Raw genomic sequence first — 22518 nt, 5'->3', positions numbered from 1 at the left:
CTTTAATGCACCAGACAATTCTAGACTAATGCCGGTCCAGGGTGTTTTGCAGTGCCAGGTCCCACGGCGGAATCGGGCTGAAGCGGGTTTTCAGATACTCCAGCAACAAGCGGCTTCGGGAGTTGGGTTGTTGCTCAAGACGTAATGCATAGATGCCGGTGGTCTCCGGTGGAGGCAAGCCGTTTTCACAAAACAGCGGCAGCAACTCGCCACGCAAAAGGTACTCGCTGGCCAGCCAGGTCGGCAAATGCGCGATGCCCAGCCCCGCCAACGCCCCACAGACCAGTGCTTCGGCATTGTTGGCACTCATGCGGATGCGCGCCGGGCGATGCAGGTGCAGGTGCCCGTCGCGCTCAAAGCGCCAGGCAAAGGGTGGGGCCAGGCCGTCCCAGTCAAGGCCGTCATGTTCGATCAACTGCGTCGGTTCGGTCGGGACGCCGCGGCGTTTCAGGTATTGCGGGCTGGCACAGGCAATGCGCACCATACTTGCCAGCGGCGTGGCCACCAGACGGGTGTCGGCCATTTGACCTGCGCGCAGCACCAGATCCACCTTCCCCAGGTTCAGCCCCTGCATGTCGACAAAACTGTCGATCAAATGCAATTGCACGTCGAGGCCCGGATAGAGCATCAGGAAGTCGGCAATCACCGGCGCCAAGTGCCGTCGGCCGAACGCCGCTGGCGCATCGATGCGGATCAAGCCCTCCGGCGCACTGCTCAGGGATACGGCTTCGGCGCGGGCCAGGCGCAGTTCCGCCACAATCCGTCGCGCCCGCTCGGCGAACGCCAGGCCAGCAGGAGTAGCACGCACCGCGTGGGTGCTGCGAATGAACAACTGGCTGCCGACTGCGTTTTCCAGGCTGTCGATACGTCGCGCCACCGCCGAAGGCGTCAGCGGATGTCGCCGGGAGGCCGCGGAAAAGCTCCCCGTTTCCAGCACATCAAGGAACAGGCCGAGTTGATCGGTCAATTGATTCGGGTTCATGGTGTGTCAGCGCTTGTGCGAAGTTGGCACAGCCATTGTGCGTTGCTGTGCGTTTCCCTGCCAGCGCCGACTGCGTAGGATGAATGGCCTGATAAAAGGAAAATCGTCTGTGATTGAGTTTGTGATGTATCTGGTCTTCGGCGCCGCCCTGGGAACTCTCGGTGGGCTATTCGGCATTGGCGGTGGTTTGATCGCGATTCCGCTACTAGGCGTGCTGTTCGGTCTCGATCAGCAAATTGCCCAGGGCACGGCGTTGGTCATGGTGGTGCCCAACGTGATGCTGGCGTTGTGGCGCTATCACCAGCGCAACCGCATCGAAATGCGCCATGCACTGCCATTGGCCGCAATGGGCTTTTGCTTCGCCTGGATCGGGTCGATTTGGGCGGTAGGCATTGACGCGCAAACCATGCGCGTGGGGTTTGTTGCATTTCTGATTGCCCTGTCGACCTACAACCTGGTGCGCATGTTCACCGCCAACGCACCGGCCTCTGCACAAATGCGTTATTCCTGGCCATGGTTGGGCGTGCTGGGCGCGGCATCCGGCACCATGGGCGGGTTGTTCGGGGTTGGCGGTGCGGTGGTGGCGACGCCGGTGCTGACCAGCCTGTTCGGCACCTCTCAGGTGGTGGCCCAAGGCTTGTCGCTGGCCCTGGCTCTGCCCAGCACCGGCGTCACACTGGTGACTTACGCCGTGCATCACCAAGTGGACTGGATGATCGGGTTGCCGTTGGCTGTCGGCGGGTTGATGAGCATCAGCTGGGGCGTGAAGATCGCCCACGCCATGCCGGAGCGGCTATTGCGCGGGTTGTTCTGCGGGTTCCTGGTGCTGTGCGCGGTGATGCTCGCGTTTAAAGTTTGAAGCCTTCGACGATGTGCTCGGCCAGGCACTCGGTGATCGGGGACGGGTTGTGCAGATTGCGCACCAGCATGATGCAGGCTTCCGGCAACAGCGGCAGGTCTTCGGCTTCCCCCAGGATGCGCATGTCCGGCGTGATCAGGCTTTCCAGTTGCGCAGTTACCGCGAGGCCCGCACTGACCACAGCCATTAACGCCGACAGGCTCGAACTGTTGTAGGCGATGCGGTAATCGCGCCCCATGGCGTCCAGCGCATTACACGCCCACAGCCTGCAGAAACAATCACTGTTGAACATCGCCAGGGGCAATGGCGTCTGCTCGTGGGCGTTGAAGCATTGTGCTTCGGCCCAGACGAAACGCTCCTTGCGCAGCAACTGGCCGATTTCAGTACCGGGCTCGCGGGTGACGATGGACAAGTCCAGGTCCTGGCGTTGCAACAGTTGTTTGGTTGATTCGCAGTGAACCTCGATCTGGATCAACGGGTAAAACTTGGCGAAACGCGACAGGATCCCCGGCAGGAAACGCATGACGTAATCGTCGGGCGTGCCGATGCGCACGGTGCCGACCATGTGCGGCTCGCGCAGGGTGTTGAAAACTTCGCTGTGGAGTTTGAGGATGCGCCGCGCGTAACCCAGCAATACCTGGCCCTCGGCGGTCAACTTGACCTGGCGTCCATCACGTTCGAACAGCTGGCGCTGCAACACGTCTTCTTCCAGACGCTTCATCTGCATGCTCACCGCTGACTGCGTGCGGTTGACCATTTCTCCGGCACGGGTAAAACCACCCTGGTCGGCAATGGCGACAAAGGTGCGTAGCACGTCAGTATCGATACTTGGGTACGCCGACATCCATCAATCTCCGAGATGGTTACCATCAGAAACATTCGTTGGATTGATCTTAGCGCTGAGGCGAGACTTGAGCCATCCCTAAAGGAGGGCAACAAGATGAAAGGTCATAACGAGCATGTAACGGAAGAAAAATTCTCAATCCACGCGGTATCCGATCTGCTGCACAAGTTTAGTCGCTGGTACGAACTTCACCGTGAACGTGAGCTGCTGGCAAGTTTGAGCGACGAAGCACTGAAGGACATTGGCGTGAGTCGTGCCGATGTCGAACATGAATCGGTCAGGCCGTTCTGGGATGATCCGATGCATAAATGATGAGGCCATCGCTACACAAACCCCTCTCTGGTGAGGTAGGTTGCGAGCAGACACGGAGGTATTCATGCCCGCAACGCTGTCCTTTTCCAACAAACAGGCTCGACGTCTGGCGCTGGCCGCCCAAGGGTTCAACGGGCGGCAACCGCCAGCGGCGATCAAACCGGTTCAGCTCAACCGGCTGATCGAACGGCTGGGCATTCTGCAGATCGATTCGGTCAATGCGTTGGTGCGCTCGCACTACCTTCCCTTGTTTTCCCGCCTCGGAAATTACTCCCCCGATTTGCTCGATCAGGCTGCCTGGAGTCAGGGCCGACGTCGCACGTTATTCGAGTATTGGGGCCATGAAGCTTCGTTGCTGCCTATGTCGATGTACCCCTTGATGCGCTGGCGCATGCAGCGTGCAACACGTGGCGAAGACATCTACCAGCAACTGGCGCGTTTCGGTCGCGAGCAGCAGGACACGATTCGCCGAGTGCTGGCCTCGGTGCAGGCACTTGGCGCTCTGGGGGCTGGAAGTCTGTCGACCCGTCAGGAGCGGGCCGGGCCATGGTGGGACTGGAGCGCTGAAAAACATGCGCTGGAATGGCTGTTCGCCGCTGGTGAAGTCACGGTCGCCGGTCGCCGCGGATTCGAGCGGTTGTATGATTTGCCGGAGCGGGTGATTCCTTCAGCGGTTCTGCAACAGCCTTTGCTCAGTGAGGCCGAGGCCCAGCGCGGGCTGTTGCTGCATGCGGCGACGGCATTAGGTGTCGGCACGGAAAAGGACCTGCGCGATTATTTTCGCCTGAACCCGGCAGACAGCCGGCCGCGTCTGGCTGAACTGATAGAGATGGGTGAATTACTGGCCTGCGAGGTTCAGGGCTGGCGTCAACCGGCCTACTGCTTGCCCGAGCCGAAAGTGCCGCGCAAGGTCGAGTCCAGTGCCTTGCTATCGCCTTTTGACTCGTTGATCTGGGAGCGCAGCCGCACCGAGCGGTTGTTCGATTTCCGTTATCGACTGGAGATTTACACGCCCCAGGACAAACGGGTCTACGGCTATTACGTACTGCCGTTTTTGCACAATGAGCGGATTGCCGCGCGGGTTGATCTGCGTGCCGAACGAGCGTTGGGCCGGCTGGCGGTGCATGCCGTGCATGAAGAGGAGCCAGGGCTGGACGAGGCAGGGATGTTGGCGTTGGCCGTCAATCTGCGGCAAATGGCGGATTGGCTGGGGCTTGAGCAGGTTCAGCTCAATTGCCCGCGGGCGAGTGCGGCGCGCTTGCGGGTGGCGTTGGCACAGATTCAGGTTGGCTGAGCGGGCGCCTTCGCGGGCAAGCCTCGCTCCTACTGATTCAACGCAATCCTGTAGGCGCGAGGCCGTTGCCCGCGAATGGCGCGACGCGATTCAGCGCCGAACTTGCTTCAGCGTCTCGGCAATCAGGAACGCCAATTCCAGCGACTGATCGGCATTCATCCGCGGATCGCAATGGGTGTGGTAACGGTCCGACAACCCGTCTTCAGTGATTGGTCGGGCACCACCAATGCACTCGGTCACGTTCTGCCCGGTCATCTCGATATGGATACCGCCGGCGTAACTGCCTTCCGCTTCATGAACCTGGAAGAATTGCTTCACCTCACCGAGGATCTGCGCAAAGTCGCGGGTCTTGTAACCGCTGCTGGCCTTGATGGTGTTGCCGTGCATCGGGTCCGAGCTCCAGAGCACCTGCTTGCCTTCACGCTGCACCGCGCGGATCAACGCCGGCAAGTGATCGCCAACCTTGTTCGCGCCCATGCGGGCGATCAAATTCAAGCGGCCTGGGTCGTTGTCCGGATTCAGCACGTCGATCAGGCGAATCAGGTCTTCGGGGTTCATGCTCGGGCCGACCTTTACCCCGATCGGATTATTCACGCCACGCAGGAATTCGACGTGGGCGCCGTCGAGTTGACGGGTGCGGTCACCGATCCACAGCATGTGCGCTGAGCAATCGTAGTAATCGTTGGTCAGGCTGTCGCGGCGCACGAAGGCTTCTTCGTAATTCAGCAGCAGCGCTTCGTGGGCCGTGAAGAAACTGGTTTCGCGCAGTTGTGGCGAACTGTCCATGCCGCAAGCGCGCATGAAGGCCAGGGTTTCATCGATGCGATCGGCCAAGTGGCTGTATTTTTCAGCCAGCGCCGAGTTGGCGATGAAGTCCAAGTTCCATTTGTGCACCTGATGCAGGTCGGCAAAACCGCCTTGGGCGAAAGCGCGCAGCAGGTTCAGGGTTGCGGTGGACTGGTGGTAGGACTGGAGCAAGCGCTCCGGGTCCGGCACGCGGCTTTTTTCATCGAAACCGATGCCGTTGACGATGTCGCCACGGTAGGCGGGGAGGGTTACACCGTCGATGGTTTCATCGTTGGCCGAGCGAGGCTTGGCGAACTGGCCGGCCATGCGCCCGACCTTGACCACCGGGCAACCCGCGGCGAAGGTCATGACAATCGCCATCTGCAGCAGGACTTTAAAGGTGTCGCGAATTTTTGCGGCCGAGAACTCGGCGAAGCTTTCGGCGCAATCGCCACCCTGCAACAGAAACGCGCGGCCCTGGGTGACTTCAGCGAACTGACGGCGCAACTCCCGGGCTTCACCGGCAAACACCAGCGGCGGGTAGCTGGCCAGGGTCTGCTCGACTTGACGCAAATGCGCGGCGTCGGGGTAAAGGGGTTGTTGCTGGATCGGCAGGGCACGCCAGCTGTCAGGGCTCCAGGGTTGGCTCATCACGGTCTCGGTTGTTTAACGCTCGGACGTTCATGTTATCAGCAAATTAGTGCGTGACCTGTTCCGGTTGCTTCGCGGACAATCGCGCCTTTGCCGCTTCATGTTGCGGATTATCGCGTTGCCGGGCCAGGCGACGATCAGGAGACGAAATGACTGAGGAGCGCGTCGAGCATTTGCTCGCCGAGGTACAGGATGAGTTCGGCGTGATTCGCGTGCTGGAGGTGGCCGATTACCGATTTCTCGAGTTCGGTGATGCCATCGAGCAGAGCTGCGTGTTCACGGCTGACCCGAGCTGGCTCGAGTACGATTACACCCGGGCGATGCTGATTGGCGCGCTGTGCCACGAACAGCCGGAAAGCGCGCTGTTTCTTGGCCTCGGCGCCGGCACGCTGACCCAGGCGTGCCTCAAGTTTCTGCCCCTTGAAGATGTCGAAGCCATCGAGTTGCGCCCCGACGTACCGCGTCTGGCCATCGAATACCTGGGACTCGATGATGATCCGCGTTTGTACATCCGCGTCGGCGATGCGCTGGAGTTGCTCGATACCGCTGAACCGGCGGACTTGATCTTCGTCGACCTTTATACCGATGTCGGTCCCGGTGTCGGGCATCTGGCCTGGAGCTTCCTGGAAAACTGTCAGAAACGCTTGAATCCGGGCGGCTGGCTGGTGATCAATCAATGGGCCACCGACGACGGCAAACCCTTGGGTGCTGCATTGTTGCGCGGGCTCTATCACCGGCATTACTGGGAGCTGCCGGTGAAGGAGGGCAATGTGATTCTGATCGTGCCTTCGGAGCTGGATCAGGAACTGGACATGAATGGACTGCTTGCCCGGGCCGAAGGGCTGGCGCCGCGGTTGGGGTATTCGTTGCAGTCGTTGATCAAGGCGATTCGCCCGGCGACTTGATGCAATGAGGCCTTGTGGCGAGGGAGCTTGCTCCCGCTTGAGTGCGCAGCACTCACAAGATTTGCATTGATTGCGAAGATTTTGGGGCCGCTTCGCAGCCCAGCGGGAGTAAGCCCCCTCGCCACAAAAGCAAATCTGTCAGCAGCCCTTGAAGACCCCCGGCCGCTTTTCGATCATCGACCGCACACCTTCCCGGGCATCCTCACTCGCCAGCAACTTCTTCACCAGCGGCGGCAATGCCTGCGCCGCCGCAGTTTCCCCTTCGTATCGCGCCTGCCGGGCAGACATCAACGTCGCCTGAACCCCCAACGGCGCCTGCCGGGCGATCCGCTCAGCCAATTCAATGGCCCGTGGCAGCAGATCCTCGCTGGCCATGACTTCCTGCACCAACCCCAGGTGCAACGCTTCATGCGCATCAAATTCATCGCCAGTCAGCAGCCAGCGCATGGCATTGCCCCAGCCGGCGACTTGATGCAGGCGCAACGTGGCACCGCCGAAGGGGAAGATCCCGCGCTGCACTTCCTTCTGGGCAAAACGGGTGTTGCTGGCGCAGAGGTTGATGTCGGCGGCCAGCATCAGCTCGATGCCAATGGTCAGGCAGTAGCCTTGCGCGGCGACAATCACCGGTTTGCTCACTCGGGGCCCGGCAAACACGCCCCACGGATCGCAACCGCCGGGCGGTGCCTGCCAGCCCTCTGCGAGGGCCGCACTGGCATTGATCAGGTCGAGCCCGGCGGTGAAGTGCTCGCCATGAGCGAACACCACCGCCACCCGCGCTTCGCTGTCGGCCTCGAACTCGCCGTAAGCCAGGCTCAGTGCGTTGAGCAGATCGAGGTCGAAGGCATTGCGCTTGGCCACCCGATCCAGGCCGATCATCAGGACATGGCCGTGTTTTTCACGGGTGACACGACTGGAGTCGGGCTGATTCATGGAGTATTTCCTCGGGCGGGAAGGGTGTGCCAGGCCGCAGGTCAAAACCGCTGGTCTGCGTCACAAGGATGAACCGTTTTAGCGCCATCGCCAGCAGGGCCGGGCCTTTGAAAAATAGACCGTTGCACGATTATCTGCAAAGCGTGTGACATAACGGTGTATACGTCAGTTTTCCGACAAATAATGCTCCCTTTTTGGGCGATTTCCGGTATAGTGCGCGCCGGCCTTTAACCGGGCCGCGTTTAGGTAGCGCAATTTCCCGAAGTCAGCTTCGGCTGCACGTCCGCACAGCGGACTCTCCCTTGACGAATCTTTTTCATTCATTCGTTTTCGCAAATCCCCGCCGACAAAGCAGCCAGGGCGACTCTTGAGTCTTACACGGCATGCGCAGCTTTGGAGCATGGGTCTTTGCGGATGCACTTAGAGGCAGACCCATGACCCAGGAAACCGGCGGCTTCGCCGCTTTTAATCTTAATCCGAACATTCTTGCAGCCGTCATCGCGACTGGCTACGAAGAGCCTTCGGCTATTCAGCAGCAATCGATCCCGATCATCATGGCCGGTCACGACATGATTGGTCAGGCGCAAACCGGTACGGGTAAAACCGCCGCGTTCGCCCTGCCGATCCTGCACCGCATCGATCCTGCTAAGCGCGAGCCGCAAGCCCTGATCCTGGCGCCAACCCGTGAGTTGGCGCTGCAAGTAGCAACCGCTTTCGAAACCTACGCCAAGCAAATGCCGGGCGTTACCGTTGTGGCCGTTTACGGCGGCGCCCCGATGGGCCCACAACTGAAAGCAATCCGTAATGGCGCACAGATCGTTGTCGCCACGCCGGGCCGTCTGTGCGACCACCTGCGTCGTGACGAAAAAGTCCTGTCGACCGTGAACCACCTGGTTCTGGACGAAGCGGACGAAATGCTCAAACTGGGTTTCATGGACGACCTCGAAGTTATCTTCAAGGCTCTGCCGCCAACCCGTCAGACCGTGTTGTTCTCGGCCACCCTGCCGCAGTCGATCCGTGCCATTGCCGAACGCCATCTGCGCGATCCGCAACACGTGAAGATCCAGACCAAGACTCAGACCGTTACCGCGATCGAACAGGCTCACCTGTTGGTTCACGCTGACCAGAAGACCTCGGCTGTATTGAGCCTGCTGGAAGTGGAAGACTTCGACGCCCTGATCATGTTCGTGCGCACCAAGCAAGCGACCCTGGACCTGGCCAGTGCCCTGGAAGCCAAAGGCTACAAAGCCGCTGCGCTGAACGGTGACATTGCTCAGAACCAACGTGAGCGCGTGATCGAATCCCTCAAGGATGGCCGTCTGGACATCGTTGTGGCGACCGACGTTGCTGCTCGTGGCCTGGACGTTCCGCGCATCACTCACGTATTCAACGTTGACATGCCGTACGATCCAGAGTCCTACGTTCACCGTATCGGCCGTACTGGCCGTGCCGGTCGCGAAGGTCGTGCACTGTTGCTGGTGACTCCGCGTGAGCGCCGCATGCTGCAAGTGATCGAGCGTGTAACCGGTCAGAAAGTTGCCGAAGTCCGCCTGCCGGATGCTCAGGCCGTTCTCGATGCCCGCATCAAGAAACTGACCAACAGCCTGTCGCCACTGGTAGCTGATGCTGAATCGACCCACGGTGATCTGCTGGATCGCCTGACTGCCGACATCGGTTGCACCCCGCGTGCACTGGCCGCTGCTCTGCTGCGCAAGGCAACCAACGCTCAGGCGCTGACCCTGGCCGCGATCGAGAAAGAACGTCCACTGGTGCCGAACAACGCACCGCGTGGCGATCGTCCAGAGCGCACCGGTGATCGTCCGGACCGTGGTGATCGTGAGCGTCGTGCTCCGGTTCCGTTGGCCGAAGGTCGTGCTCGTTGCCGTACCGCGCTGGGTGCGCGCGATGGCATCGCTGCCAAGAACCTGCTGGGCGCTATCCTCAACGAGGGTGGCCTGGCTCGCGAAGCAATCGGTCGCATCCAGGTGCGTGACAGCTTCAGCCTCGTCGAGCTGCCGGAAGATGGTCTGGAGCGTCTGCTGACCAAGCTGAAGGACACTCGCGTTGCCGGTAAGCAGTTGAAGCTGCGTCGCTATCGCGAAGATTGATCCGCTCTCGGGCTGATTGATCGAACATAAAAAATCCCCGACTGGTTCGGGGATTTTTTTTGGCCTGCTGTTTGTGCCTGGACTGGGCATCGAGTTGCCCCAATCGCGAGCAGGCTCGCTCCCACATTGGATTGTGATCCCCTGTAGGAGCGAGCCCGATCGCGAAGGGGACGCCTCGGTCTACCTGTCAGTCAAAACGGTAGATGTCCATCCCCAGCGCACCCATGGTGAACCCTTGATGGGCAACGCTGAACTCACCCCCAGCCCCGCGAGCAAAGTACAACGGCAGCAAATGCTCATCGCTGGGATGATTGCGCACTGCGTTTGGCGCCTGCTGACGATAATCGTGCAGTGCGGCTTCATCGTTGGCAGCGAGTTTTTCAATCATCCAGTCACGGAACGTCCGGGCCCACGGTTCGACACTTTCCGGGCCGGCGTGCCAGTCCAGTTCACGCAGGTTATGGGTGATGCTGCCGGAGCCGATCAACAACACGCCGTGTTCGCGCAGGCTGGCCAAGGCATGGCCGACCCGGGTTTGCAGGGCAGGGCCGCCACGGGTGGGCAGCGAGACTTGCACCACCGGGATGTCGGCCTGCGGATACATCAACGACAAAGGCACCCAGACGCCGTGGTCGAAGGGGCGTTTGGTATCGATCCGTGCCGGCAGGTTGTCGGCCTGCAGTAACTCGACCACCTCGCCAGCCAGTTGAGGATTGCCGGGCGCCGGGTATTGCACTTCGAACAGTGCTTTCGGGAAGCCGCCGAAATCGTGCCAGGTTTCAGGCCGGGGATTGCCACTGACCAGCAAGTCGTTACTTTCCCAGTGCGCAGAGACGATCACGATGGCTTCCGGTTTCGGCATTTCGGCGGCCAGGCGAGCGAGGGCGGGCCCGCTGGCACCCGGTTCCAGTGCCAACATGGGCGAGCCATGGGATATGTACAGGCTGGGGAACATGAAAGAGCTCCTGAGGGGTAAGATGGCAGCATCTTCAGTCAGATCATTGATCTAAATCTAATATAAGTTTTAGGGTCTTTTGATCGAATTTTCGGGATTAATTATGCAGCCGGAGTTTTGGCACAAGCGGTGGACGTCGAATCAGATCGGCTTTCACCTGCCGGAAGTGAATCCATATCTGCAACGTTACTGGCCGCAGCTGGGCCGGGAGGAGGGCGCGCGCGTCCTGGTGCCGCTATGTGGGAAAAGCCTGGATCTGCTCTGGCTGGCGAAATGCGGTCACGAGGTGTTGGGCATCGAATTGTCGGAAAAGGCGGTGGAAGACTTCTTCCACGAGCATCAATTTGATCCGGACGTCAGCGACCAGGGGCCTTTCACGGTCTATCGGGCGGGTTCGATCGAGGTCTGGTGCGGCGACTTCTTCGCGTTGACGGCCGGCGATGTCGCCGATTGCAGCGCGCTGTACGACCGCGCGGCATTGATCGCGTTGCCGCCGCCGATGCGTGAGCAATACGCCGAGCATTTGAAGCGGATTCTGCCGAAGGATTCGCTCGGGCTTTTGATTACTCTGGATTACGACCAGGCACAGAAGGAAGGCCCACCGTTTGCCGTGCCCGATGACGAAGTGCAACGGTTGTTCGGGGCAACCTGGGAGCTGAAGATTCTGGAAGACCAGGACGTATTGGGCGAGAGCTGGAAGTTTATCGAAAGTGGCGTTACTCGGCTTGAAGAGCGGGTTTATCGGGTTTCCAGCCGGTAGATTTGTAGTGGCTTCACTGGACCATCGCGAGCTTGCTCGCGATGGGGCCCGAATGAACAGCGCAAAAATCAGCAGACAAAAAAAGGCCCGCATTCACTGCGGGCCTTTTCTTTTAACGCGTAGTGCGAGGGCTATCAGCCCCGACGACGCAACGCGTCAATACGCTCTTCCAGCGGCGGGTGGCTCATGAACATACGAGCGAACCCTTGTTTGATGCCGCCGTTGATGCCAAAGGCATTCAGCGTATCCGGCATGTGCACCGGCAGGCCCTGTTCGGCACGAAGGCGTTGCAAGGCACCAATCATTGCGCTGGTACCGGCCAGACGTGCACCGGCTTCGTCGGCACGGAACTCACGTTTGCGCGAGAACCACATGACGATGGAGCTGGCCAGAATGCCCAGGACCAGTTCGGCGAAGATCGTCGCGATATAGTAGGCGATGCCCTGGCCTTCTTCGTTCTTGAAGATCACCTTGTCGACAAAGTTGCCGATGATCCGGGCGAAGAACATCACGAAGGTGTTCACCACGCCCTGGATCAACGCCAGGGTGACCATGTCACCATTGGCTACGTGGCCGATCTCGTGGGCCAGGACCGCTTTCACTTCATCCGGCGAGAAACGCTCGAGCAGACCCTGGCTGACCGCGACCAGTGCGTCGTTCTTGTTCCAGCCCGTGGCGAACGCGTTGGCCTCGTAGGCGGGGAAAATCCCGACTTCGGGCATCTTGATCCCGGCTTCGCGGGACAGTTGCTCGACGGTTTGCAGCAGCCATTGCTCGTGACGTGTGCGCGGCTGGCTGATGATTTGGGTGCTGGTGCTCATCTTCGCCATCCACTTGGAGATGAACAGCGAGAACAGGGAACCGGCGAAACCAAAGACCGCACAGAAAATCAGCAGCTGATTGAGGTTGAGATCAACCCCGTTGGCCGCCATGAACCCGTTGAAGCCGAAAAGGCTCAGGGTGATGCTGGCAATCAGCACGACCGCCAGGTTAGTGGCCAAAAACAGCAGGATGCGCATCATGGTTGTAGAAATCTCCTCATGCTAAAGATGTAGCGTACTGCGGGGTATATAAGGTGCTGCACCGGGCTATTCAACCGAGTGACTATTTCAAACTGTGTCCTACAGCAACAGTCTAGCTGCTTGCAGGGCAATTCCGACGGCGATGCGGGAGGTGTTTGACAGCCAATTCGCCTCTCAGGCCCCGTCGTTGTTAGACGCGGCCCCAAAACGTGGCTTCAGTAAGCGACAGGAGCAGTGATGGCTGACAGGGGGCAAAGATATGTTGCTGAATTAATCACCGTGCGACCGATGCACGTGTCGCACGGTGAAGTTCAGTTTACTGGCGGTAGGATTTGAGGAAGTTACCGATCCGGCCAATGGCCATGTCCAGTTCATCCACCCGTGGCAAGGTCACGACACGGAAGTGATCCGGCCAAGGCCAGTTGAAGGCCGTGCCTTGCACCACCAGCAGTTTTTCGGAGAGCAGCAGGTCGAGCACGAACTTCTCGTCATTGTGGATCGGGCAGACTTTCGGATCGATCCGCGGGAACGCATACAACGCCCCCATCGGCTTCACGCAACTCACGCCCGGAATATCGTTGAGCAGTTCCCAGGTGCGATTGCGCTGTTCCAGCAAGCGACCGTGCGGCAACACCAGGTCATTGATGCTCTGGTAACCGCCGAGAGCGGTCTGGATCGCATGCTGACTTGGCACGTTGGCACACAGGCGCATGTTGGCCAGCATGTCGATGCCTTCGATGTAGCTCTGGGCGTGGTGCTTCGGACCGGAAATGGCGATCCAGCCGGAACGGAAACCGGCCACACGATAAGACTTGGACAGACCGTTGAAGGTCAGGCACAGCAGGTCCGGCGCCAGGGAGGCGGTGCAGATGTGCACGGCATCGTCGTACAGGATCTTGTCGTAGATCTCGTCGGAGAACACCACCAGATTATGCTGGCGTGCCAGTTCCAGCATGCCCAGCAGCACTTCTTTCGAATACACGGCGCCGGTCGGGTTGTTCGGGTTGATGATCACCAGGGCCTTGGTGTTCGGGGTGATCTTGGCCTTGATGTCGGCCAGGTCCGGCCACCAGTTGGCCTGCTCGTCGCACAGGTAATGCACCGGGTTGCCGCCGGACAGGCTCACAGCAGCCGTCCACAGCGGATAGTCAGGCGCTGGCACCAGCACTTCGTCGCCATTGTTCAGCAATGCCTGCAACGACATCACGATCAGTTCGGAAACGCCGTTGCCCAGGTAGATGTCTTCAATGCCGACACCTTCCACCTGCTTTTGCTGGTAGTACTGCATGACAGCCTTGCGCGCGCTGAACAGGCCTTTGGAGTCGCTGTAACCCTGAGCGGTCGGCAGGTTGCGGATCACGTCCTGGAGGATTTCGTCCGGCGCTTCGAAACCAAAGGGCGCCGGGTTGCCGATGTTCAGCTTGAGGATGCGATGACCTTCCTCTTCCAGGCGTTTGGCGTGCTTGAGCACTGGGCCGCGAATGTCGTAGCAGACGTTGGCGAGCTTGTTCGATTTGCTGACCTGCATGGCGATGTGTTCCCGAAAATGAACGATCCAGGCGGCGTATGAACTACCGTACTGGGAATCCTGCGTATTCACACAGGCCTGACGCCTTGAGATGCAGCACCCATAAATCCGTTTGAATGCGCGTGGTCTGGCTGCCAGACTGGCGTTTGACGAGGCGCAATCATACGTGCCGCCCGATCCGTGGAAAAGGTACAGATCGGGCTTTTTCAGCTGCTGAGGTGTGACGATGGAAAAGTTGGATAAAACCCTGGAAGAATGGAAGGCGATGCTCGATCCAGAGCAGTACAACGTTTGCCGTCTCAAGGGCACCGAACGGCCGTTCTCCGGCAAATACAACGACACCAAAACTGACGGTGTCTACCACTGCATCTGCTGCAACGAGCCGCTATTCGACGCCAAAACCAAATTCGACTCCGGCTGCGGCTGGCCGAGCTTCTACGCGCCTATCGGCGACAGCGCCATGGTCGAGATCCGTGATGTCAGCCACGGCATGATCCGCACTGAAGTGGTTTGCGCCAAATGCGACGCGCATCTGGGGCACGTGTTCCCAGATGGCCCGCCGCCGACCGGTCTGCGTTATTGCATCAATTCGGTGTGCCTGGACCTGGTATCGCGCGAGTAATGCGAGCCATGTAGGAGCGAAGCTTGCTCGCGAAGGCGTCTCAACATTCAGCACAGATGGTGACTGACCCGACGCCTTCGCGAGCAGGCTTAGCTCCTACAGATATCCGGAGATATCCGGCGCCCCGCACATTTAAATTGCACACAATTCAATTGCTCGCTATGTTCATGGCTTGTTCCGTCAATTCGAGCCAAACCCATGAGCGACAACCTGCTGACCATCCCGGTGACCACCATCAAAGGTGATCAGAAAACCCTGGCCGATTTCGCCGGCAAAGCCGTCCTGGTGGTCAACACCGCCAGCAAGTGCGGTTTTACCCCGCAATACAAAGGCCTCGAAGAATTGTGGCAGACCTACAAGGATCAAGGCCTGGTGGTGCTCGGCTTTCCCTGCAATCAGTTCGGCAAGCAGGAACCGGGTAACGAAGGGGCGATTTCCGAATTCTGCGAGTTGAACTTCGGTGTCACCTTCCCGCTGTTCAAGAAGATTGACGTCAATGGTGCCGGTGCTCATCCGCTGTTTGTGCAATTGAAGAAACGTGCACCGGGCGTGCTCGGCTCCCAGGGCATCAAATGGAACTTCACCAAGTTCCTGATCGGCAAGGACGGCCAGTTGGTCAAGCGCTTCGCTCCGGCAACCAAGCCGCAGGACCTGAGCCGCGAGATCGAAGCCCTGCTCAAATGAACACCCTGTCCGTCGATTCGCTGAAGCTCGACAGCCAGCTCTGCTTCAAGCTGTATGCGGCTTCTCGGGCGGTGATCCGCGCCTACAAGCCGATGCTCGATCAACTGGGCCTGACCTATCCGCAATACCTGGCGATGCTGGTGTTGTGGGAATGGCAGGAAACGGCGCCGGAGCAGCCGACGGTCAAGGCGCTGGGCGAACGCCTGGCGCTGGATTCCGGCACCCTGACGCCGTTGCTCAAGCGCCTTGAGCAGCTGCAACTGGTGCAGCGCCAGCGTTCGGCGCGCGATGAGCGAGAAGTGCACCTGAGTCTTTCGCCGACCGGCAAGGCTTTGCGTGATCAGGTCGGGCCGCTCAAGGCCCGGTTGCTGTGCGACAGCGGCGTCGATCTGGATCGCCTGCATGATCTGCGCGACGGTCTCGATCACCTGCTGGGGCAAATCAAAGCGCTGTCGTAGTCGGTATCCACAGGTCGAGCAACGCGGCCAGTTCTTCTCGGCGAAAGGGCTTGGCCAGGTAATCGCTCATGCCCGCCACACGGCAGCGTTCGCGTTCCTCGGACATGGCGTTGGCAGTCAAGGCCACGATGGGCAGTTGTGGCCAGCGCCCGCTGCGACGGATTTGTCGGCTGGCTTCATAGCCATCCATCACCGGCATGTTGCAGTCCATCAGCACCAGGTCGAATTCGCTGTGCTCAAGCTGATCCAGGGCTTCGGCACCGTGAGCGGCGACGATCACCTCGCAACCGAGTTTGCCGAGCATGCCCTTGGCCACCAATTGATTGACCGGGTTGTCCTCGACCAGCAGGACACGTCCGCGTCGTTGGGGGGTAAGGTTTTCGACCCGGGCACCGTTGATCAGGTTGCTTTCGGGCAGCAGCACCCGGCGCAATGTCTGGTAAAGCGCATTGCGCGCCAAAGGACGAGCCTGCTGTTGCAGGGGCGCCAGGGCGTTGGCTTCTTCACTGGGCATGAAGCTGCCATAGGCGGTCACCAGCAAGATAGGCGCGTCGAGGGTCGGGCGCAGGCCAAACAGGCATTCGGGACAGTCGGTGATCAGCACGTCCGGGTCGAGGCCGATGAACGAGTCATCGATGGACCGTTGCTGATAGTCGAGCCCCCAGCCGGGCAACAGGTTTTTCAGCAGTTCCGCCAGGCCGCTGTTGGCCGCGGTGACGGCAATGACCTTGCCCGGTAACGGCTGTGGGGCGATGGCCCGGGTATGGCAGGGCAACGGCAGGTCGGCGCAGAACTGGCTGCCGAAACCCGCTTCCGAGCTGATGGTCAGCCGCCCCTGCATCGCTTCGCAGAGGTTATAGGTCAGCGCCAGGCCCAGCCCGGTGCCGCCAAATTGGCGGGTTATGCCGGCGCCGGCCTGCGTGAAAGGCTGGAAGATTTTGACCTGAGCATCCTGGGCAATCCCGATACCGGTGTCGCAGACTTCGATTCTGACGCCATCTTCAAAGGTTGAAAGGCGCACATCCACCCGACCGAAACGGGTGAACTTGAGGGCGTTGGACAACAGGTTGCTGACGATCTGCCGGACGCGGGTCGGATCCCCCAGCACCAACGCCGGAAAGTGCGGATCGATCAGGCAGGTCAACTCGACGCTGGGCGCGGCGTTCTGCGACAGCAGATTGGCGGTGTCTTCGATCAGCGACCCGAGGTCGAACGGAATGTGTTCGAGTTCGAGCTGGCCGGCATCGAATTTCGACAGGTCGAGAATATCGTTGAGCAGTTCCACCAGCACTTTGCCCGAGTCATGGGCAATGGACAGCTGTTGCTGTTGTTCGGCATTGAGCGGGCCGTCCAGCGAGAGCGCGATCATGCCCAGCAGGCCGTTGAGCGGTGTGCGGATTTCATGGCTCATATTGGCGAGAAACACCGAACGTGCTTCGGCCATATCGAGGGCGGTGCTTCGTGCGACTTCCAGCTCCTGGTTCGATTGACTGAGCCGGGCATTGATCGCCTTGAGCTCCGCGGTGCGGGCCGAGACGATGTTTTCCAGTTGCCCGAGGTAGTCGGTCAGGCGGTTTTCGGCGTTGCGCCGCTGCTGGATTTCGGTGGCGATGTTTTCGAACTGCTGGTTGGCCACTTTGACCAGCACACCGATTTCATCGTTTTTATGTCCGCTCGGGTATTCCAGCCAGGTCGGTTCCGCGCTACGCGGATCGCGCCCGCTGAGTTCGCGGATGACCCGCACCAGCGGCTTCGTCAGCATCACGTAGAACAGCGCCAACAGGATGCCGGTGAGGAGCAGGCTGCGAGCGAAGCCGTTGAGCAGCGTCACCTCGGCCCGGCGCAGGAAACGGCTGCCGAAGGCGTAGGTATCGACTTCAAGTCGCAAGGTGCCGAGTGATTCGTTCGGCAAGTGATCGAGGTAGAGGCGGTCTTCAAACTGGCGATTGGCGCCGAACAGGAAGTCGCTGATCATCCGATAATTGCTTTGCAGCGTCGGGCGTTTGACGCTGGCCAGGACGGTGCCGTTGTTGTCAGTCAATTGCGCACCGATGATCGCCGGCGAGCGCAACAGGCCCATGGTCAGTTCCTGGGAGAGTTCGGCGTCGATGTTGTAGGCGATGCGGGACGCGGGGTTATGGCTGATTTCCAGTAAAGACAGTATTTCACGGTTGATGGAGGCGTCTTCGCTGGCATAATCGATGCCTATTTGCAGCAGACTGAGCAGCGTGCCCAGAATGAAACCGACAAGCACGGTCAGCCTGGCTTGCTTGTATGACAGCCGGTGGGTGAATTTGATATCCATGGGGTGTTGAACCACTTCCGTTTCCCTTCGCTGCTCAAGCATAGTCGATCATGCATGGATACCGATGTTCTCGCGAGCCCTTGTGCAACAAGGGATGAACCGGGTGCCGAATGCTTCGTTGCGTCGCTGCAATGCCATCATCACTGTGAACGTGCCCGAGGAGAAGACGTGGATTCCCGATTGAATGCTTTTCTTGAACGCGCCGATGCTGTCCTGGCCCGTATCGAACCGCTCTTGCCTGCTCCTCGGCAAGCCATCGACTGGACGCAATGCCTGGCCGCGCGCTGGCAACGCGAGGGCCGCAGCGGGTTTCTGCTGCCGCTGCATGTCAGCCTCGACACGCGGTTGTCCGACTTGATCGGTGTCGACCGCCAAGTGGAGCAACTGGGGCGAAATACCCAGCAGTTCCTCGACGGCATGCCCGCCAACCACGCACTGCTCTGGGGCTCGCGCGGCACCGGCAAATCGTCGCTGGTGCGCGCATTGCTGGCCGAGCACGCCAAGGCCGGCCTGCGGTTGATCGAGATCGAGCGCGATCACCTGGCGGACCTGCCGCGCGTGGTCGAACAGATCGCCAGGCTGCCTCAGCGTTTCGTGCTGTTCTGCGATGACCTGTCGTTTGAGTCGGGCGAAGGCGACTATCGCGTGCTCAAGAGCGTGCTCGACGGCTCGCTCGAACAGGCGCCGGATAACGTCTTGCTGTACGCCACCTCTAACCGTCGCCACCTGGTGCCGGAAAAGGAAAGCGATAACGAAAACTGGAAACGGGTCGATGGCGAACTGCATCCCAGCGAGGCGGTGGAAGACAAGATCGCGCTGTCGGACCGTTTTGGATTGTGGCTGTCGTTCTATCCGTTTACTCAAGAGCACTTCCTTGACGTCGTCGAGCACTGGATCGGGCAATTGGCCGGAAAATCCGGCCTTGAGTGGCAGCGTAACGAAGAGCTGGACATCCTCGCCGTGCGCTGGGCTACGGGCCGGGGCAACCGCAATGGACGCTGCGCGTATCAATTTGCCCGCTATTGGGTGGGGCTGAAGCTGTTGGAGCACAAAGCATGATCGATTTACAGAAGAGCGGCCAAGGCCTGGACGGTTACGGCATGTTATGGGCGCAGCTGGAGTCGCTACTGGCGGACGAGCGTGACTTTATCGCCAACGCCGCGCAGTTTTCGGCGTTCCTGTACAGCCAGCTCGACGACTTGAACTGGGCCGGTTTCTACCTCAATCGCGACGAAGAACTGGTGCTTGGCCCGTTTCAGGGGCAGATCGCCTGTGTGCGGATTCCTTTCGGTCGCGGCGTGTGTGGGACGGCGGCGGCGACCTTGAAGACCCAGTTGGTCGAAGACGTTCACGCGTTCCCCGGGCACATCGCCTGCGACAGCGCCTCGAACAGCGAGCTGGTCGTGCCGCTGGTCAAGGACGGTCGCCTGATTGGCGTGCTGGACCTCGACAGCCCGAGTCTGGCGCGGTTTACAGCTGACGATCAGGCCGGTATCGAGCAACTGGCGGCGATTTTCCTGCGTCTGACCGATTGCTGATCACACCCTCAAGCCGGCCTTGAGCAACAGGCTTGACGGGTCGACCGCATCGATCTGCCTTGGATCGAGGAATCGGTCGGCGTATTGCAGATAGATGCCGGCGTTGATGAACAAGCCGAACAACTCCGGATCGATATGGGCGTCACGGCACATGGTGGCCATGATGCCCAGCGCTTCGCTCAAGGTCTTGGCCTTCTTGTAAGGGCGATCGGCGGCGGTCAGTGCCTCGAAAATATCGGCAATCGCCATCATCCGTGCCGGCAGACTCATTTCTTCGCGCTTCAACTGTTTGGGGTAACCGGTGCCGTCCATTTTCTCGTGGTGGCCGCCAGCGATTTCCGCGACGTTGTTGAGGTGGCCGGGGAAGGGCAAGTGGCTGAGCATCAGGATCGTCTGCACCATGTGATGATTGATGATGTAACGCTCCTCGCGGGTCAGCGTGCCTCGGGTGATGCTCAGGTTGTAGAGCTCGCCTCGGTTGTATTTGTAGCGCGGCACATCGAGCTTGAAACCCCAGGGATTGTCTTCCGGAATCAGTTCGCTTTCGGCGCGTTCGAACAGGTGCTCGGGCTTGTCCGCCAACAGCGGCTCGCTGACCGGCAAGGTCGGTGCCGGGGTTCGTGCCTGGCGGCGGTTTTCTTCCCAGGACACACCGATTCGATCGTCCAGGGTACGGGTCCAGTTGCGCTGGGCAATGCTGCGCAGCCGTTGCAGATCGGCTTCGGCCATGGCCTCTGCGCCCAGATTACAGCGGGCGACGAAGGCGAAATCATCATCCAGCCCGGCCAGGTTGGCATTGCGCAATTCGGCCAGGTGCTGCTCGTCACCGCCCAGGGCGACGGCTTGCCAATAATTGATCCAGGCATCGCGCTTGAGGACCTCGAAACGGGTGCGGATTTCATGGATGCGGTCGTTCAGGGTCTCAAGCTTGGTGGCTTTGTCGACCACGTATTCAGGCGTCGTGACCTTCCCGCAATCGTGCAGCCAGGCCGCAATGTGCAGGGCTTCCCACTCATCTTCGGTGGGTTGGTAGTCGCTGAAGGCCGGGGCCTGACTGGCGGCCGCCGCCTGGGCGAGCATCAGGGTCAGCTCCGGCACTCGCTGGCAGTGGCCTCCGGTATAAGGGCTCTTGGCATCGATCGCGCCGGCCAGCAGTTGAATGAAGGCGTCCAGCAGTTGTTTCTGTTTGGCTTGCAGGCGCTGGCTCTCAATGCTCACGGCCGCGGCGCCGGACACCGCCTGGAGAAACGCGATGCGGTCCGGGCGCAGTTTTTCCAGGTCGCTTTGTGTGCCGCTGTCGGTCAAAAGCAGGATCAGCAGGCCCACGGTTTCGTTGTGCCGATTGTGCAAGCGGATGCCGATCAGGTGCACCCGGGGGTATTCCAGCGCGAGCATCACCTTCTGCAAATCCCCCGCCTGTTCGAAACCCAGATTGGTCACGATATTGTCGGCGGTCGACAACTGCTGAAGCCACTGAGGACTCTGCGGATCCTGGAGTTCGTGTCCCTGAACTCCGAATGAGGGCAATGCTTGTGACGTGCCATTGATGACCAGGCCCTGGGGCTCCATGCGATCGCTGTCACGTTCGCGCAGGTAAATAAGACCGGCCTGGGCTTGCCCGATCTTCACGGTTTCAAACAGCACCCGCTCCAGCAACGGCGCAAAGCGGGTCTCCGCGCTCAAGCTATCGGTGATCTGGAAAAAACTGCCCAGAGTGTCCTTCATCCGAGCCATCGACACGCTCAGTTGGTCAATTTCAAGCACTGGCGAACTGTGGCCGATCGGAAAGTCGAAATTGAAACTGCGCACCGCATCGGCTTCCTGCACCAGCGTGCGCAGGGGCTTGACCAGGACTCTGGAGGTCAACCATCCCACGGGCAGGCACAGCAGCAATGTCGCCAGAGTAATCAGCGCGCCTTGCCAGCGCATGCGGTAGGCATCGGCGAGCAATTCGTCCTCCGGCACCAGCAACGCCAGTTGCAGTCCCTGGGGGCCGCCCTCCGTCATGCTGCTGCGCGCCACGATCCATTGACGACCGGCGGCGTCCAGCCGATTGCTGGCAGGAGGATTGGAGAGCAGGGCGCCGAGGCCGGGGCTGAGGTCGGCAGCCTTGTTCAGGCGAGCGGTCTGGCCGTCGATGATCAGCTTGTCGCTGTCGGGGTAGGCGATGGCATTGCCCTGGGCATCGAACAGCACGATTTCGGTATGGGGCGTCACCACGTGTTTGGCCAGGGTGGCCGACAATTCGGCCAGGGTCAGGTCGGCCCCCATCACCGCGTTTTCACCACTGCGCCGGGCCAAGGTAGTGCCGACGTTGCGGGTGGAGAAAAAAACGTAGGGATCAGTGGTGATCTGGTTCACGTCGCCGCGTGCGCTGGAGAACCAGGCACGAGTGCGGGGATCGAAGGTTTCGTCGGGGTTGTCCAGGCGGTTGATGAGTGTCAGGGATTGATCAAAAAACAGGGATTGGGAGTGGATCTGACCACTGCTGCTGTGCTCGATGCTCCAGACTTGAAACGCCGCTGAATCGGGGGCTTTCAGTTCAGTTCTCAGGGATGCCGTCCGCAAGGGGCGGACCATGAAAAAATCACCGTTGCCATAACCCAGGTATAACGATGCCAGGTTGGGGTTGTCGTTGAGCGACTGGCTAAAGGGCTGGAGCAACGCCAGGCGTTGCTCCAGATCCGGAGCGCGGGTCGCCGGGTAGTCCGCCAGCAGGCTCAGCAGATGGCGAATCGGTTCGTAGGTGCCTTGCAGGTCCAGGCGGACATCCTGCTCGATGCGGTTGAAGAGCTTTTCACTGCTGGAAAGAATGATCTGCGTGGTTTGCCCGTAGTTGAAAATGCCCAGCACTGCACCGGTCAGCAATAACAGAAAGGTGAACATCACACTGATATGGATGTGCAGCGGAAACCGGCGTTGATCCGGGCGCAGTGGGCTGGGCATTGCGGGTCTCTCCATGATGTTTAACACAC

At 60.0% G+C, this 22518-nt stretch carries 20 protein-coding genes; 11 read left to right on the top strand and 9 right to left on the bottom strand.

Annotation, left to right across the window (positions count from 1 at the left end; genetic code table 11):
* Positions 1 to 25: 25 nt before the first annotated feature.
* Positions 26 to 982, bottom strand: coding sequence for a LysR family transcriptional regulator (locus tag AB4N91_RS17730; protein ID WP_010461308.1), 957 nt, complete (start codon positions 980 to 982; stop codon positions 26 to 28).
* 124 nt (positions 983 to 1106) lie between these two features.
* Between AB4N91_RS17730 and AB4N91_RS17725 the strand changes: the two genes are divergently transcribed.
* Positions 1107 to 1841 carry a sulfite exporter TauE/SafE family protein gene (locus tag AB4N91_RS17725; protein ID WP_042932884.1) on the top strand — a complete coding sequence of 245 codons (735 nt, stop codon included), beginning with the start codon at positions 1107 to 1109 and terminating at the stop codon, positions 1839 to 1841.
* Here the strand turns inward: AB4N91_RS17725 and AB4N91_RS17720 are convergent.
* A complete protein-coding gene (locus AB4N91_RS17720; protein ID WP_010461304.1) occupies positions 1831 to 2685 on the bottom strand; it encodes a LysR substrate-binding domain-containing protein in 855 nt (284 codons plus the stop codon). The genes AB4N91_RS17725 and AB4N91_RS17720 overlap by 11 nt on opposite strands.
* 96 nt (positions 2686 to 2781) lie before the next feature.
* Here AB4N91_RS17720 and AB4N91_RS17715 point away from each other — a divergent pair, with 96 nt between their 5' ends.
* Both AB4N91_RS17715 and AB4N91_RS17710 read left to right on the top strand, forming a co-directional pair.
* The gene (locus AB4N91_RS17715; protein WP_010461302.1) at positions 2782 to 2997 is read left to right on the top strand and encodes a DUF1127 domain-containing protein; all 216 of its coding nucleotides are present in this window, start codon (positions 2782 to 2784) and stop codon (positions 2995 to 2997) included.
* A gap of 64 nt (positions 2998 to 3061) precedes the next feature.
* Positions 3062 to 4291 (top strand): winged helix-turn-helix domain-containing protein, encoded by a 1230-nt coding sequence (locus AB4N91_RS17710; protein WP_460111381.1) that lies wholly within the window; start codon positions 3062 to 3064, stop codon positions 4289 to 4291.
* A gap of 90 nt (positions 4292 to 4381) precedes the next feature.
* On the opposite strand, the gene AB4N91_RS17705 is transcribed toward AB4N91_RS17710, so the two are convergent.
* The gene (locus AB4N91_RS17705) at positions 4382 to 5728 is read right to left on the bottom strand and encodes a class II 3-deoxy-7-phosphoheptulonate synthase (RefSeq protein ID WP_010461297.1); all 1347 of its coding nucleotides are present in this window, start codon (positions 5726 to 5728) and stop codon (positions 4382 to 4384) included.
* A gap of 149 nt (positions 5729 to 5877) precedes the next feature.
* On the opposite strand from AB4N91_RS17705, the gene AB4N91_RS17700 reads away from it, so the two are divergent.
* Complete coding sequence (locus AB4N91_RS17700) at positions 5878 to 6633, top strand: spermidine synthase (RefSeq protein WP_010461296.1); 756 nt, start codon at positions 5878 to 5880, stop codon at positions 6631 to 6633.
* 138 nt (positions 6634 to 6771) lie between these two features.
* Here the strand turns inward: AB4N91_RS17700 and AB4N91_RS17695 are convergent, their stop codons facing one another.
* The gene (locus AB4N91_RS17695; protein WP_154913308.1) at positions 6772 to 7563 is read right to left on the bottom strand and encodes a crotonase/enoyl-CoA hydratase family protein; all 792 of its coding nucleotides are present in this window, start codon (positions 7561 to 7563) and stop codon (positions 6772 to 6774) included.
* 434 nt (positions 7564 to 7997) lie between these two features.
* On the opposite strand from AB4N91_RS17695, the gene AB4N91_RS17690 reads away from it, so the two are divergent.
* Complete coding sequence (locus tag AB4N91_RS17690) at positions 7998 to 9671, top strand: DEAD/DEAH box helicase (protein WP_008146183.1); 1674 nt, start codon at positions 7998 to 8000, stop codon at positions 9669 to 9671.
* 187 nt (positions 9672 to 9858) lie between these two features.
* On the opposite strand, the gene AB4N91_RS17685 is transcribed toward AB4N91_RS17690, so the two are convergent.
* Positions 9859 to 10626, bottom strand: a complete 768-nt coding sequence (locus AB4N91_RS17685; RefSeq protein WP_077747916.1) for a DODA-type extradiol aromatic ring-opening family dioxygenase — start codon at positions 10624 to 10626, stop codon at positions 9859 to 9861.
* 103 nt (positions 10627 to 10729) lie between these two features.
* On the opposite strand from AB4N91_RS17685, the gene AB4N91_RS17680 reads away from it, so the two are divergent.
* Entirely contained in the window at positions 10730 to 11386 is a 657-nt protein-coding gene (locus AB4N91_RS17680; protein ID WP_010461288.1) for a thiopurine S-methyltransferase, read from the top strand.
* Between the two features lie 134 nt (positions 11387 to 11520).
* Here AB4N91_RS17680 and htpX read toward each other — a convergent pair whose 3' ends face one another.
* Both htpX and AB4N91_RS17670 read right to left on the bottom strand, forming a co-directional pair.
* Entirely contained in the window at positions 11521 to 12408 is an 888-nt protein-coding gene (gene htpX / locus AB4N91_RS17675) for a protease HtpX (RefSeq protein ID WP_010461286.1), read from the bottom strand.
* Between the two features lie 316 nt (positions 12409 to 12724).
* Positions 12725 to 13936, bottom strand: a complete 1212-nt coding sequence (locus tag AB4N91_RS17670) for a pyridoxal phosphate-dependent aminotransferase (RefSeq protein WP_010461284.1) — start codon at positions 13934 to 13936, stop codon at positions 12725 to 12727.
* Between the two features lie 226 nt (positions 13937 to 14162).
* On the opposite strand from AB4N91_RS17670, the gene msrB reads away from it, so the two are divergent.
* The 3 genes from msrB (at position 14163) to AB4N91_RS17655 (ending at position 15700) form a co-directional block, all read left to right on the top strand.
* Entirely contained in the window at positions 14163 to 14558 is a 396-nt protein-coding gene (msrB, locus tag AB4N91_RS17665) for a peptide-methionine (R)-S-oxide reductase MsrB (RefSeq protein ID WP_154913310.1), read from the top strand.
* A 198-nt stretch (positions 14559 to 14756) separates the two neighbouring features.
* A complete protein-coding gene (locus tag AB4N91_RS17660) occupies positions 14757 to 15242 on the top strand; it encodes a glutathione peroxidase (RefSeq protein ID WP_010461280.1) in 486 nt (161 codons plus the stop codon).
* Positions 15239 to 15700 carry a MarR family winged helix-turn-helix transcriptional regulator gene (locus AB4N91_RS17655; protein WP_010461278.1) on the top strand — a complete coding sequence of 154 codons (462 nt, stop codon included), beginning with the start codon at positions 15239 to 15241 and terminating at the stop codon, positions 15698 to 15700. The genes AB4N91_RS17660 and AB4N91_RS17655 overlap by 4 nt, the downstream gene beginning before the upstream one ends.
* Here the strand turns inward: AB4N91_RS17655 and AB4N91_RS17650 are convergent.
* Positions 15684 to 18005, bottom strand: a complete 2322-nt coding sequence (locus AB4N91_RS17650) for a hybrid sensor histidine kinase/response regulator (RefSeq protein ID WP_154913312.1) — start codon at positions 18003 to 18005, stop codon at positions 15684 to 15686. The genes AB4N91_RS17655 and AB4N91_RS17650 overlap by 17 nt on opposite strands.
* A 168-nt stretch (positions 18006 to 18173) precedes the next feature.
* On the opposite strand from AB4N91_RS17650, the gene AB4N91_RS17645 reads away from it, so the two are divergent.
* Complete coding sequence (locus tag AB4N91_RS17645) at positions 18174 to 19064, top strand: ATP-binding protein (protein ID WP_010461274.1); 891 nt, start codon at positions 18174 to 18176, stop codon at positions 19062 to 19064.
* On the top strand, positions 19061 to 19543 hold the full coding sequence (locus tag AB4N91_RS17640; RefSeq protein WP_010461273.1) for a GAF domain-containing protein: 483 nt from the start codon (positions 19061 to 19063) through the stop codon (positions 19541 to 19543). The genes AB4N91_RS17645 and AB4N91_RS17640 overlap by 4 nt, the downstream gene beginning before the upstream one ends.
* Here the strand turns inward: AB4N91_RS17640 and AB4N91_RS17635 are convergent, their stop codons facing one another.
* On the bottom strand, positions 19544 to 22489 hold the full coding sequence (locus tag AB4N91_RS17635) for an HD domain-containing phosphohydrolase (protein WP_154913315.1): 2946 nt from the start codon (positions 22487 to 22489) through the stop codon (positions 19544 to 19546).
* Positions 22490 to 22518 lie beyond the last annotated feature (29 nt).

The sequence above is a fragment of the Pseudomonas sp. H3_D04 genome (genome assembly GCF_054669175.1).
This window is presented reverse-complemented; position numbering and strand designations above follow the sequence as displayed.

Bases quoted from the DNA above. Each gene is read 5' to 3' on its own strand.
- AB4N91_RS17650 (WP_154913312.1), bottom strand. From the start codon at position 18,005: ATGGATATCAAATTCACCCACCGGCTGTCATACAAGCAAGCCAGGCTG.
- AB4N91_RS17635 (WP_154913315.1), bottom strand. From the start codon at position 22,489: ATGCCCAGCCCACTGCGCCCGGATCAACGCCGGTTTCCGCTGCACATC.
- AB4N91_RS17670 (WP_010461284.1), bottom strand. From the start codon at position 13,936: ATGCAGGTCAGCAAATCGAACAAGCTCGCCAACGTCTGCTACGACATT.
- msrB (WP_154913310.1), top strand. From the start codon at position 14,163: ATGGAAAAGTTGGATAAAACCCTGGAAGAATGGAAGGCGATGCTCGAT.
- AB4N91_RS17655 (WP_010461278.1), top strand. From the start codon at position 15,239: ATGAACACCCTGTCCGTCGATTCGCTGAAGCTCGACAGCCAGCTCTGC.
- AB4N91_RS17705 (WP_010461297.1), bottom strand. From the start codon at position 5,728: ATGAGCCAACCCTGGAGCCCTGACAGCTGGCGTGCCCTGCCGATCCAG.
- AB4N91_RS17725 (WP_042932884.1), top strand. From the start codon at position 1,107: ATGTATCTGGTCTTCGGCGCCGCCCTGGGAACTCTCGGTGGGCTATTC.
- AB4N91_RS17680 (WP_010461288.1), top strand. From the start codon at position 10,730: ATGCAGCCGGAGTTTTGGCACAAGCGGTGGACGTCGAATCAGATCGGC.
- AB4N91_RS17730 (WP_010461308.1), bottom strand. From the start codon at position 982: ATGAACCCGAATCAATTGACCGATCAACTCGGCCTGTTCCTTGATGTG.
- AB4N91_RS17710 (WP_460111381.1), top strand. From the start codon at position 3,062: ATGCCCGCAACGCTGTCCTTTTCCAACAAACAGGCTCGACGTCTGGCG.
- AB4N91_RS17715 (WP_010461302.1), top strand. From the start codon at position 2,782: ATGAAAGGTCATAACGAGCATGTAACGGAAGAAAAATTCTCAATCCAC.
- AB4N91_RS17690 (WP_008146183.1), top strand. From the start codon at position 7,998: ATGACCCAGGAAACCGGCGGCTTCGCCGCTTTTAATCTTAATCCGAAC.
- AB4N91_RS17660 (WP_010461280.1), top strand. From the start codon at position 14,757: ATGAGCGACAACCTGCTGACCATCCCGGTGACCACCATCAAAGGTGAT.
- AB4N91_RS17720 (WP_010461304.1), bottom strand. From the start codon at position 2,685: ATGTCGGCGTACCCAAGTATCGATACTGACGTGCTACGCACCTTTGTC.
- htpX (WP_010461286.1), bottom strand. From the start codon at position 12,408: ATGATGCGCATCCTGCTGTTTTTGGCCACTAACCTGGCGGTCGTGCTG.
- AB4N91_RS17695 (WP_154913308.1), bottom strand. From the start codon at position 7,563: ATGAATCAGCCCGACTCCAGTCGTGTCACCCGTGAAAAACACGGCCAT.
- AB4N91_RS17700 (WP_010461296.1), top strand. From the start codon at position 5,878: ATGACTGAGGAGCGCGTCGAGCATTTGCTCGCCGAGGTACAGGATGAG.
- AB4N91_RS17640 (WP_010461273.1), top strand. From the start codon at position 19,061: ATGATCGATTTACAGAAGAGCGGCCAAGGCCTGGACGGTTACGGCATG.
- AB4N91_RS17685 (WP_077747916.1), bottom strand. From the start codon at position 10,626: ATGTTCCCCAGCCTGTACATATCCCATGGCTCGCCCATGTTGGCACTG.